Source organism: Pseudomonas sp. AK-TSAG1-1, assembly GCF_056821665.1.
The window spans coordinates 5,910,361-5,922,269 of record NZ_CM165965.1 but is presented as its reverse complement, the minus strand read 5'-3'; the positions used below and the strand labels follow the sequence as shown (position 1 = coordinate 5,922,269).

The following is an 11,909-nucleotide window of genomic DNA, read 5'->3' as shown; positions in this document are numbered from 1 at the left end:
CGACGTGAAGCGTTCTCAGGATGACCATGAATTGTTCGAGAGTTCTGTCGATGACCAATCCTGCCCTGATTGATGAACTGAAGACCCTGGTCGAGCCTGGCAAGGTCCTGACCGACGCCGACTCCCTGAACGCGTACGGCAAGGATTGGACCAAGCACTTCGCCCCGGCGCCGAGCGCTATTGTATTTCCCAAGACCATCGAGCAGGTGCAGGCGATTGTCCGTTGGGCCAACGCCCACAAAGTGGCGCTGGTGCCATCCGGCGGGCGAACCGGTCTTTCTGCGGCCGCCGTGGCCGCCCATGGCGAAGTGGTCGTCTCGTTCGACTACATGAACCAGATCCTCGACGTGAACCTCACCGATCGCACGGCTGTTTGTCAGCCGGGCGTGGTCACCGAACATTTGCAGAACGTCGCTGAAGAGAAGGGCCTGTACTACCCGGTAGACTTCGCTTCTGCCGGTTCCAGTCAGATTGGCGGCAATATCGGCACCAATGCCGGCGGAATCAAGGTGATTCGCTACGGCATGACCCGCAACTGGGTGGCGGGCATGAAAGTCGTCACCGGCAAGGGCGACGTGCTGGAACTGAACAAAGACCTGATCAAGAACGCCACCGGTTACGACCTGCGCCAGCTGTTCATCGGCGCTGAAGGCACCCTCGGTTTCGTCGTCGAAGCGACCATGCGCCTCGATCGCGCACCGAAAAACCTCACCGCGATGGTCCTTGGCACCGCCGATTTCGACTCGATCATGCCGGTGCTGCACGCCTTCCAGGGCAAGCTCGACCTGACTGCGTTCGAATTCTTTTCCGACAAAGCCCTGGCCAAAGTCATGGGCCGTGGCGACGTGCCGGCGCCGTTCGAAACCGACTGCCCGTTCTACGCGCTGCTGGAATTCGAAGCGACCACCGAAGAAGTGGCCAACAGCGCCCTGGAAACCTTCGAACACTGCGTCGAACAGGGTTGGGTGCTGGATGGCGTGATGAGCCAGAGCGAAACCCAGCTGCAGAATTTGTGGAAGCTGCGCGAGTACATCTCCGAAACCATCTCGCACTGGACGCCGTACAAGAACGACATCTCGGTAACCGTCTCGAAAGTGCCGGCATTTCTGCAGGAAATCGACGCGATCGTCGGCGAATACTATCCAGACTTCGAAATTGTCTGGTTCGGTCATATCGGTGACGGCAACCTTCACCTGAACATCCTCAAGCCGGATAACCTGAGCAAGGACGAGTTTTTTGCCAAGTGCGCGACCGTCAACAAGTGGGTGTTCGAAACCGTCGAGAAATACAACGGCTCGATTTCCGCCGAGCACGGCGTGGGCATGACAAAGCGCGACTACTTGACGTACAGCCGTTCGCCGGTCGAAATCGAATACATGAAAGCGGTCAAAGCGGTGTTCGACCCGAACGGCATCATGAACCCGGGCAAGATCTTCGCGTTTTGATTGGCAATCCCTTGAATCAATGAAGGCAGGAGTCGGTAAATGAGCTATCAGCACCAGTATGTCGACGGCACGCGCATCCACTTTCCGATCGGGAAAGTCGTGTGCATTGGCCGTAATTACGCCGAACACGCCAAGGAACTGGACAATCCGGTCCCTACCGAGCCATTGCTGTTCATCAAGCCGGGCAGTTGCGTGGTGCCGCTGGACGGCGGTTTCAGCATTCCGACCGAGCGCGGTTCGGTGCACTACGAAGCGGAAATCGCTGTGCTGATCGGCAAGCCGCTGTCGACCAGGCCGAGCCGCGAAGAAGTGCTGGACGCGATCTCCGGTTTCGCCCCGGCGCTGGACCTGACCTTGCGCGACAAACAGGCCGAGCTGAAATCCAAGGGCCTGCCGTGGGAAATCGCCAAGTCGTTCGACGGTGCGGCCGTGATCGCCCCGTTCGTGGTTGGTAGCACCTTCGCTGACCTGACTGACATCGGCATCCGCCTGACCATCAATGGTGAAGTGCGTCAGGACGGCAACAGCAGCGCGATGCTCAATCCGATCGTGCCGATGATCCAGCACATGGCCGGCTGCTTCTCGCTGCAGGCCGGCGACGTGATCCTCACCGGCACGCCAGTGGGTGTCGGCCCGCTGAATGTCGGCGACGACATCGTCCTGGAACTGCCGGGTGCGAGCAGCTTCACCAGCAGCGTACGCTGACCCGCTGCAATGCCTCTGTAGGAGTGAGCCTGCTCGCGATAGCGGTCTGTCCGTTAACGAAAGTGTTGACTGAGCCGACGCTATCGCGAGCAGGCTCGCTCCTGCAGTTGTTCTGTGTAGTGGCCCGCAAAGCCGAAGGGCAATCCCGCCATTTGCCGTTTTTTTCACATTCTGTCCGGATAATTCCTCTCATTCTGGCGTCTGAGCCGGCCTCTTTGTGCTATTACCCATAGCCTGAATTTTCGGAACGCGTCCCTGATGTCAGCTCAAACTCAGCTCAATCCTCCTCGTCGCTCACGTTTTGCCCTGCGTTGGTATGTCTGGCTGTTGCTGGTGCTCGCCGCCGCTTATGGTCTGGCGTTTGCCATGCATTGGGATGACCGTGGCCTGCTTTGGGTGCGCGAGCGTTTCGAGAGCCAGACCGAACAGAAGGCCAGCGTCTGGCTGCCGGACTATCGGGCGGTCATTGACGGCAAGCTGCTGCCGGGCATGGAAAAGGACGAGGCTTCGGACCTGTCCTATAACCCGCAGACCAAAACCCTGTTTTCGGTAATGGGCAAGAACCCGTTCCTGGTCGAACTGACCTTGCAAGGTGATGTGCTGCGCAAGATGCCGCTGGTGGGCTGGATCAATCCGGAAGGCGTGACCGTGATGGAAAACGGCCTGATGGCGATCGTCGATGAACGCGAACACCTGCTGACCATCGTCAAGGTCGATGCCAGCACCCGCGAACTGAATATCGCCGACTTCCCGAAATACGACCTCGGCCCGTCGAAAAATCAGAACAAGGCGTTTGAAGCCATTACCTGGGATCCGCGCAACCAACAGTTGCTGCTGGGCGAAGAGCGCCCGCCGGCGTTGTTCACCTGGAAAAGCGACGGCAGCCAGATCCTCAAGGGCGACAAGCAGAAGCTGGCCAGTAACGAGCTGGATATCCGCAACCTCTCGGCGCTGGCGATTGACCCGCGTACCGGCCACACCCTGGTGCTGTCCGCCGACTCGCACCTGCTGCTGGAGCTGGACGAGAAGGGCGAGCAGGTCAGCTTCATGACCCTGCTCGGCGGCTTCAACGGTTTGAAGAACACCATTCCCCGCGCCGAAGGCGTGACCATGGACGAGGCTGGCACGCTGTACATGGTCAGCGAGCCGAACCTGTTCTACCGCTTCGAAAAGCAGAAGTAAGCCCATCGGCCCCGGCTTGTGGTCACGGGCAAGTGGCCATTAAGCTTCAGTTCAGACAGGCGTGATATTTCATCCGCCTGTTTTGATCCAGAGCCTGCCCGAATGCGTCGACTTGCCCGTCCCAAGCCCCTGTTTGTCATCCTGTCGGTGATGGCCCTGATCGCGTTGCTCGTGATCGGCCAATACTTGCGCCTGTTCGAGCGCGCCTGGTTCAACCTGCACACCCTGTGGCAGCCGTTGAGCAGCGAAGCCATCGGCCTGGATCAGTACCGGGTCGAGGTCGAAGCCAGGGTCATCGACGGGCTGAACGATGATGTGTCGGCGCTGACCTACGATCCGGTGCGTAACAGCCTGTTCACCGTGACCAACAAAAATGCCGAACTGGTCGAGTTGTCGCTCGAAGGCAAAATCCTGCGGCGCATTGCACTGATCGGCTTTGGTGATGCGGAAGCCGTCGAGTTCATCAGCGCCGACACGTATGTGATCACCGACGAGCGTCAGCAACGCCTGATCAAGGTCCATCTGCAGCAGGACACCACGTTCCTCGATGCGGCAGATGCCGAACAAATGACCCTCGGCGTACACATGAGCGGCAACAAGGGCTTCGAAGGTCTGGCGTATGACTCGGTGGGCAAGCGCCTGTTCGTGGCCAAGGAGCGTGATCCGATGCTGATTTATGAGGTGCATGGTTTCCCGCACTTCAATCCGGAAAAGTCCTACGCCGTGCACGTGATCAACAACCCCAAGCGCGATGCCGGAATGTTCGTGCGCGATCTGTCGAGCCTGCAATACGACGAGCGCAGCGGCCATTTACTGGCGCTGTCCGACGAGTCGGGGCTGATTCTGGAGCTGGATGTGGATGGGCGCCCATTGAGCACCTTGTCGTTGAACAAGGGTCGGCAAGGCTTGCAGAAGAGGGTGCCGCAAGCCGAAGGCATTGCGATGGATGATGACGGGACGTTGTATCTGGTGAGCGAGCCGAACCTGTTTTACGTCTTCAAGAAACCAGCGCAAAACTGACTGACACCGCAAAAAACCGAATGTGGGAGCGGGCTTGCTCGCGAAAGTGGTGGAACAGTCGACATCTGCATTGACTGAACCACCGCTTTCGCGAGCAAGCCCGCTCCCACAGGGAGTGCACTTGCCTACAAGAATGTGGGCAGGCTGGCTTACTCAGCCTTGAGGGTTTTCACGCCTTCGCTTGTACCCAGCAGCAACAGGTCCGCCGGACGCGCCGCGAACAGGCCGTTGGTGACCACGCCGACGATTGCGTTGATCTGCGCTTCCAGCTCCACCGGGTGGGTGATCTGCAGGTTGTACACATCAAGAATGATATTGCCGTTGTCGGTCAGCACGCCTTCGCGGTACACCGGGTCGCCGCCCAGCTTCACCAACTGGCGGGCAACGTGGCTGCGGGCCATCGGAATCACTTCGACCGGCAGCGGGAATTCGCCCAGCACCGGCACCAGTTTGCTGGCGTCGGCGATGCAGATGAAGGTCTTGGCCACGGCCGCGACGATCTTCTCGCGGGTCAGGGCTGCGCCGCCGCCCTTGATCAGGTTCAGGTGGGCGTCGCTTTCATCGGCGCCATCGACGTAGAACTCCAGGTCGCTGACGGTGTTCAGCTCATACACCGGAATCCCGTGGCCCTTGAGGCGTGCAGCGGTGGCTTCGGAGCTGGCGACGGCGCCATCGAACGCGCCCTTGTGCTGGGCCAGTGCGTCGATGAAGCAGTTGGCGGTGGAGCCGGTGCCGACCCCGACGATGCTCTTGTCGTCGAGTTTCGGAAGGATGAAGTCGACGGCGGCCTGAGCCACTGCCTGTTTGAGTTGATCCTGGGTCATGCGGGCTCCGGAAGCGGGCAAGGTAAGTACGGAAAGGCCGGCATTATAGCCTCAAGCCGGGCTAAAACCTCTGGATTCGTGTGGTCGCCCGGGCAAAAGCCGGGTTAGACTCGTTGGTCCCGCCCAATCGCCAGTGATGCTTTCCGATGCTCGAACAGTACGTCAAAAAGATCCTCACCTCGCGCGTTTATGACGTTGCCGTAGAAACCCCGCTGCAGAACGCTCGCCAGCTCTCCGAGCGGCTGGGCAATGACATTTGGCTCAAGCGTGAAGACTTGCAGCCGGTGTTCTCGTTCAAGATTCGCGGCGCCTACAACAAGTTGACCCAGCTGACCGACGAAGAGCGCGCCCGTGGCGTGGTCACCGCGTCGGCGGGCAACCATGCGCAAGGTCTGGCGTTGGCGGCGAAAGTGCTCGGCGTGAAAGCGACCATCGTGATGCCCAAGACCACCCCCGAGATCAAAGTCGAAGGCGTGCGTTCGCGCGGCGGCAAAGTGGTGCTGCACGGTGACTCGTTCCCGGAGGCGCTGGCCTACTCGCTGAAACTGGTCGATGAAAAGGGTTACGTCTACATCCACCCGTACGACGATCCGCACACCATTGCCGGGCAGGGCACCGTGGCGATGGAGATTCTGCGTCAGCACCCGCAACCGCTGGACGCGATCTTCGTCCCGGTCGGTGGCGGCGGCCTGATTGCCGGCATCGCCGCGTACGTGAAATACCTGCGCCCGGACATCAAGGTCATCGGCGTCGAGCCGGACGACTCCAACTGCCTGCAAGCGGCCATGGCTGCCGGTGAGCGCGTGGTGCTGCCGACCGTGGGCATCTTCGCCGATGGCGTAGCGGTGGCGCAGATCGGCCAGCACACCTTCGATATCTGCAAGGACTACGTCGACGAAGTGATCACCGTCAGCACTGACGAGATCTGCGCGGCAATCAAGGATATCTACGACGATACCCGCTCGATCACCGAACCTGCCGGCGCCTTGGGCGTGGCCGGGATCAAGAAGTACGTCGAGTTGCGCGGTGTCAGCGGCCAGACCTTCGTGGCCATCGACTCCGGGGCCAACGTCAACTTCGACCGCTTGCGCCACGTCGCCGAGCGCGCCGAACTGGGCGAGGGCCGCGAAGCGATCATCGCCGTGACCATCCCTGAGCAGGCCGGCAGCTTCAAGGCGTTCTGCGAAGCGATCGGCAAGCGCCAGATCACTGAATTCAACTACCGCTACAACACCGGCAGTGAAGCGCACATCTTCGTTGGCGTGCAGACTCATCCGGAAAACGATCCGCGCAGTGCACTGCTGGCGAGCCTGACCGAGCAAGGGTTCCCGGTTATCGACCTGACCGACAACGAACTGGCCAAGCTGCACATCCGTCACATGGTCGGTGGGCGCGCGGCGCAAGTGGTCGATGAAGTGGTGCTGCGCTTCGAATTCCCGGAGCGTCCGGGCGCGCTATTCAACTTCCTCAACAAGCTCGGCGGGCGCTGGAACATCTCGATGTTCCATTACCGCAACCATGGTGCGGCGGATGGTCGTGTCGTCGCGGGCCTGCAAGTGCCTCATGACGAGCGTCATCTGGTGCCGGCGGCGCTGGCGGAAATCGGTTACCCGTACTGGGATGAAAGCGACAACCCGGCCTATAAGCTGTTTCTTGGCTGAGCGGCTACGCTGATGGGCAGGCCATAAGGAAATCGAACAATGGAAACGTTAACCGCCCTGAAAACGGCGCACATGGTGGCGACGGTGGTGTTGCTGGCCAGTGCGCTGGGTCTGGGAGTCTGGGTTTTACTGGCAAGACGCAAAGGTGACACAACGGCCGCCAGCCGCACCTTGCAACGGCCTCGAGTGTTCATCTGGCTGTTGATGGGGCTGGCGCTGTTGAGCATGCCGTTCACCGGCTGGGGGATGGTGCATCTGGTCGGCTGGCCGTTGGGGCAGACCTGGCTGCTGGCCTCAAGCGTGCTGTACACCGTGGCGGCGTTGACGTGGTTCTGGCTGCTGGTGCGCTTGAATCGCTTGCGCAAGACGCCGGGTGGTGTCGGCAAGTTCAGTTTTGCCTTGGCGTTGTTCAGTTTTGTCTGCTTTATCGCCATTGCCGGGTTGATGGGCGCCAAGCCTGTTTAAGGCTTCACCCCGAGTCGACCCCATTCGGGAGCAAGCCCCCTCCCACATTGGATTTGTGTTGTAAACACGATCCCCTGTGGGAGCGGGCTTGCTCGCGAAGGCGATATCAGTCGCGCAACGAAATCACCGGCCAGCCACGTTTCTCGGCCTCGGCGCGCAGATTCGGATCCGGGTCAACCGCCACCGGGTTCGCCACCTGCTCCAGCAGCGGCAAATCATTCATCGAATCGCTGTAGAAATAGCTGTCATCCAGCGAATGTCCGGTCTCTGCCAGCCAGCGATTCAGGCGCGTCACCTTGCCCTCACGGAAGCACGGAATATCGGTGCTGCGCCCGGTGTAGCGGCCATCGACCATCTCGCATTCGGTGGCGATCAGGGTTTCAACGCCCAGGCGCACGGCAATCGGTGCGGTGACGAAGCGGTTGGTGGCGGTGATGATCACCAGTTTGTCACCGGCGTCGCGGTGCTTTTTCAGCAGTTCCAGCGCCTTGGGCAGTACGATCGGTTCGATGCAGTCGCGCATGTAATCGTTGTGCCACTGATCGAGCACGGCCATTTCGGTGCGGCCGAGGATTTCCAGGCAGAAGTTCAGGTACGCGGCGTTATCCAGTTTTCCGGCCAGGTAGTCCTGATAGAACTCGTCGTTGCGCGCCTTGTACGCGATCGGGTCGAGGAAACCGCGTTCGCACAGATAGTCGCCCCAGGCGTGATCGCTGTCGCCGCCCAGAAGGGTGTTGTCCAAATCGAATAGAGCCAGGCGCATTGCAGTTACCCGCTGAAAAGTCAGTAAAAAGGCGACAAGAATACGGTCTTTTCACAAGAGTGCACATAAGGTAGGAACCTTCGTTGCCGCCTTATCAACCTTTGTGGAACAATGCGGCGACATGCGTTTGCGAGGTTGTTGCCGTGATCGACCCCGATGGTTTCCGCCCCAATGTCGGGATCATTCTGACGAATGACGCCGGCCAGGTGCTGTGGGCTCGCCGTATCAATCAAGATGCCTGGCAGTTTCCGCAAGGGGGAATCAACCCCGAGGAGACGCCGGAAGACGCCTTGTACCGCGAGCTGAACGAAGAAGTTGGCCTGGAACGTGAAGATGTTGAAATACTGGCCTGTACTCGGGGCTGGTTGCGCTATCGTTTGCCGCAACGTCTGGTGCGTACCCACAGCCAACCGCTGTGCATCGGCCAGAAACAGAAATGGTTTCTCCTGCGCCTGATCTCCAACGAGCAGCGGGTGCGGATGGATTTGACCGGTAAACCGGAGTTCGATGGCTGGCGCTGGGTCAGCTATTGGTATCCGTTGGGCCAGGTGGTGACATTCAAGCGCGAGGTGTATCGCCGCGCCCTCAAAGAGCTTGCCCCGCGCCTTTTAGCGCGCGACTGACGACGGAGTTCGACCCCGAGCCATGCTCAATACGCTGCGCAAGATCGTCCAGGAAGTTAACTCCGCCAAGGATCTCAAGGCGGCGTTGGGGATTATTGTGTTGCGCGTCAAAGAGGCCATGGGCAGCCAGGTCTGCTCGGTCTACCTGCTTGATCCCGAGACCAACCGCTTCGTCCTGATGGCCACCGAGGGCTTGAACAAGCGCTCGATCGGCAAGGTCAGCATGGCACCCAACGAAGGTCTGGTGGGTCTGGTCGGCACGCGTGAAGAACCCCTGAACCTCGAAAACGCCGCGGATCACCCGCGCTACCGTTACTTCGCCGAGACCGGCGAGGAGCGCTACGCCTCCTTCCTCGGGGCACCGATCATTCACCACCGCCGCGTCGTCGGCGTGTTGGTCATCCAGCAGAAAGAACGCCGCCAGTTCGATGAGGGTGAAGAAGCCTTCCTCGTGACCATGAGCGCGCAGCTCGCCGGGGTAATCGCCCACGCCGAGGCCACCGGTTCGATCCGTGGCCTGGGCCGTCAGGGCAAGGGCATTCAGGAAGCCAAGTTCGTCGGCGTGCCGGGTTCGCCGGGCGCGGCGGTCGGTACGGCGGTGGTCATGTTGCCGCCGGCAGACCTGGACGTCGTCCCGGACAAGCACATCACCGACATCGACGCCGAACTGGCGCTGTTCAAGACCGCCATCGAAGGCGTGCGCGCCGACATGCGTGCGTTGTCGGCCAAACTGGCGACCCAGTTGCGTCCGGAAGAACGCGCACTCTTCGACGTCTACCTGATGATGCTCGACGATGCCTCGCTGGGCAGCGAAATCACCAATGTGATCAAGACCGGCCAATGGGCCCAGGGCGCGCTGCGCCAGGTCGTGACCGATCACGTCAATCGTTTCGATTTGATGGACGACGAGTACCTGCGTGAGCGGGCGTCGGACGTCAAGGATCTGGGCCGCCGCCTGCTCGCCTACTTGCAGGAAGAGCGTCAGCAGAACCTGGTCTACCCCGAAAAAACCATTCTGGTCAGCGAAGAGCTGACGCCGGCCATGCTCGGCGAGGTGCCGGAAGGCACGCTGGTCGGTCTGGTGTCGGTACTCGGTTCGGGTAACTCCCACGTCGCGATCCTGGCCCGGGCCATGGGCATTCCGACGGTGATGGGCCTGGTCGACCTGCCGTACGCCAAGGTCGACGGCATCGAAGTGATCGTCGATGGCACCCGCGGTGAGGTCTACACCAACCCCAGCGACGTACTGCGCAAGCAGTTCGCCGAGGTGGTCGAAGAAGAGAAACAACTGGCGCTGGGCCTCGACACCCTGCGCGATCTGCCGTGCGTGACCCTCGATGGCCACCGCATGCCGCTGTGGGTCAACACCGGCTTGCTGGCCGATGTGGCGCGGGCACAGAAGCGTGGCGCTGAAGGTGTCGGCCTGTACCGCACCGAAGTGCCGTTCATGATCAACCAGCGCTTCCCGAGCGAAAAGGAGCAGTTGGCGATCTATCGCGAGCAGCTCGCCGCGTTCCATCCGCAACCGGTGACCATGCGCAGCCTGGACATCGGCGGTGACAAGTCGCTGTCGTATTTCCCGATCAAGGAAGACAACCCGTTTCTCGGCTGGCGCGGGATTCGCGTCACCCTCGACCACCCGGAAATCTTCCTGGTACAGACCCGCGCGATGCTCAAGGCCAGTGAAGGCCTGAACAATCTGCGGATCCTGCTGCCGATGATCTCCGGTACTCACGAACTCGAAGAAGCCCTGCACCTGATCCACCGTGCCTGGGGTGAAGTGCGCGATGAAGGCACCGACGTGCCGATGCCGCCGATCGGGGTGATGATCGAAATTCCGGCAGCGGTGTATCAGACCAAGGAACTGGCGCGGCAGGTGGACTTCCTGTCGGTCGGCTCCAACGACCTGACCCAATACCTGCTGGCGGTAGATCGCAACAACCCGCGAGTGGCCGATCTCTACGACTACCTGCACCCGGCCGTGCTGCAAGCCCTGCAAACCGTGGTGCGCGACGCGCATGCCGAGGGCAAGCCAGTGAGCATCTGCGGCGAAATGGCCGGTGATCCGGCGGCGGCGGTGCTGTTGATGGCGATGGGCTTCGACAGCCTGTCGATGAACGCCACCAACCTGCCGAAGGTCAAGTGGATGCTGCGCCAGATCAACCTGAGCAAGGCCAAGGATCTGCTGGCGGAGCTGATGACCATCGACAACCCGCAAGTTATCCACAGCTCGCTGCAACTGGCGCTGAAGAATCTTGGGTTGTCGAAGATCAATCCCGCCGGCGGTCAACAAAGCCCTCTAAAACCTTGAGGGCCTCTTCGCGAGCAAGCCCGCTCGCACATTTGACCGAGTTCTACCTTTGGAATGTGGTCGAATGTGCGAGCGGGCTTGCTCGCGAAGGCGTCAGTTCAAACGCTGCTAAACAGCAATCTCCACCTCACCCAAATGCCCGCCATACGGCCCAAAGCTGCGTTCCACCATCCGCCGCGTCCCGTCGGCCTGCACAATCAACGCGGTACTCGCCCGCGTGCCGTAACTCTGGCTGGCAATAAACACACTCGACAACAATGATTCGGTCGCCAGCCCGACCCCGGTGTCCGGCAGCTCGGCAAACGGTGCGGTCTGCGCATCGCCCAGCAGCGCCAGCAACCGCGCAGGCTGTGGATCATCCAGCACCGCGCTCAACGCTGCCTTGGCCTTGAGCAGTTTCGGCCACGGCGTATCCAGACCGGCATTCGATAGCCCGTAAACCCCGGGTTCGAGCATCACCGGCTCGCACGTCCGCGCATTGAAGTGCCACAGCTCATGGCTATTGCCCAGCAGCAAGTTGAACCCCGCGTACTCCGGTGATCGGCCAACGACATCGCTCAAATAATCATCAAGCGACGCATCGCCCGTGAGAAACCGCGCCACCAGTTCTCCCCGCGACTTGCGCGCCGGCGGCTGGTGCGGGTCGCGGATATTGGTCAGCGCGGCAAAGCGCCCGTTGGCGCCGATCCCCAGCCACGTGCCGCCCGCTTCCAGATCGCGACCGGCATGTACGTGCGGCGCGTGCGGCCATTGCGCCAGCGGCAGGCTCGGCCGGGCGTAGAACTCGTCACGGTTGGCCGCGACGATCAGCGGCTGGGCATGGCCCGGGCGCCAGGCGAAAACAATCAGGCACATAAGGTGGTCCTTGTGTGTTTTTTGCTCACTCTACGCAGTCGTCGTCCGTGCATCC

At 60.8% G+C, this 11,909-nt stretch carries 11 protein-coding genes; 8 read left to right on the top strand and 3 right to left on the bottom strand.

The features are described 5' to 3' along the window. The first annotated feature begins 50 nt into the window (after positions 1–50). The 4 genes from AC1UK9_RS26880 (at position 51) to AC1UK9_RS26865 (ending at position 4,352) form a co-directional block, all read left to right on the top strand. Positions 51–1,445 (top strand): FAD-binding oxidoreductase, encoded by a 1,395-nt coding sequence (locus AC1UK9_RS26880; protein ID WP_473013858.1) that lies wholly within the window; start codon positions 51–53, stop codon positions 1,443–1,445. Positions 1,446–1,484: 39 nt separating this feature from the next. Beyond that, on the top strand, positions 1,485–2,150 hold the full coding sequence (locus AC1UK9_RS26875; RefSeq protein ID WP_473013857.1) for a fumarylacetoacetate hydrolase family protein: 666 nt from the start codon (positions 1,485–1,487) through the stop codon (positions 2,148–2,150). A 258-nt stretch (positions 2,151–2,408) separates the two neighbouring features. Continuing rightward, positions 2,409–3,332, top strand: coding sequence for an SdiA-regulated domain-containing protein (locus AC1UK9_RS26870; RefSeq protein WP_473013856.1), 924 nt, complete (start codon positions 2,409–2,411; stop codon positions 3,330–3,332). A 102-nt stretch (positions 3,333–3,434) separates the two neighbouring features. Continuing rightward, on the top strand, positions 3,435–4,352 hold the full coding sequence (locus AC1UK9_RS26865) for an SdiA-regulated domain-containing protein (RefSeq protein ID WP_025112050.1): 918 nt from the start codon (positions 3,435–3,437) through the stop codon (positions 4,350–4,352). 149 nt (positions 4,353–4,501) lie between these two features. Here the strand turns inward: AC1UK9_RS26865 and rpiA are convergent, their stop codons facing one another. Then, complete coding sequence (gene rpiA / locus AC1UK9_RS26860) at positions 4,502–5,176, bottom strand: ribose-5-phosphate isomerase RpiA (protein WP_025112051.1); 675 nt, start codon at positions 5,174–5,176, stop codon at positions 4,502–4,504. Positions 5,177–5,322: 146 nt separating this feature from the next. On the opposite strand from rpiA, the gene ilvA reads away from it, so the two are divergent. Beyond that, positions 5,323–6,837 carry a threonine ammonia-lyase, biosynthetic gene (gene ilvA / locus AC1UK9_RS26855; protein WP_025112052.1) on the top strand — a complete coding sequence of 505 codons (1,515 nt, stop codon included), beginning with the start codon at positions 5,323–5,325 and terminating at the stop codon, positions 6,835–6,837. Positions 6,838–6,876: 39 nt separating this feature from the next. Then, positions 6,877–7,302 (top strand): DUF2269 domain-containing protein, encoded by a 426-nt coding sequence (locus AC1UK9_RS26850; RefSeq protein WP_025112053.1) that lies wholly within the window; start codon positions 6,877–6,879, stop codon positions 7,300–7,302. 106 nt (positions 7,303–7,408) lie between these two features. On the opposite strand, the gene AC1UK9_RS26845 is transcribed toward AC1UK9_RS26850, so the two are convergent. Continuing rightward, the gene (locus AC1UK9_RS26845; protein ID WP_473013855.1) at positions 7,409–8,065 is read right to left on the bottom strand and encodes a histidinol-phosphatase; all 657 of its coding nucleotides are present in this window, start codon (positions 8,063–8,065) and stop codon (positions 7,409–7,411) included. A gap of 143 nt (positions 8,066–8,208) precedes the next feature. On the opposite strand from AC1UK9_RS26845, the gene AC1UK9_RS26840 reads away from it, so the two are divergent. Beyond that, entirely contained in the window at positions 8,209–8,688 is a 480-nt protein-coding gene (locus AC1UK9_RS26840; protein WP_003229203.1) for an RNA pyrophosphohydrolase, read from the top strand. Positions 8,689–8,710: 22 nt separating this feature from the next. Continuing rightward, positions 8,711–10,999: a phosphoenolpyruvate--protein phosphotransferase gene (ptsP, locus tag AC1UK9_RS26835; protein WP_025112055.1), complete on the top strand. Its 2,289-nt coding sequence runs from the start codon at positions 8,711–8,713 to the stop codon at positions 10,997–10,999. 108 nt (positions 11,000–11,107) lie between these two features. Here ptsP and AC1UK9_RS26830 read toward each other — a convergent pair whose 3' ends face one another. Beyond that, a complete protein-coding gene (locus AC1UK9_RS26830) occupies positions 11,108–11,854 on the bottom strand; it encodes an NRDE family protein (RefSeq protein WP_482578812.1) in 747 nt (248 codons plus the stop codon). Positions 11,855–11,909: the final 55 nt, after the last annotated feature.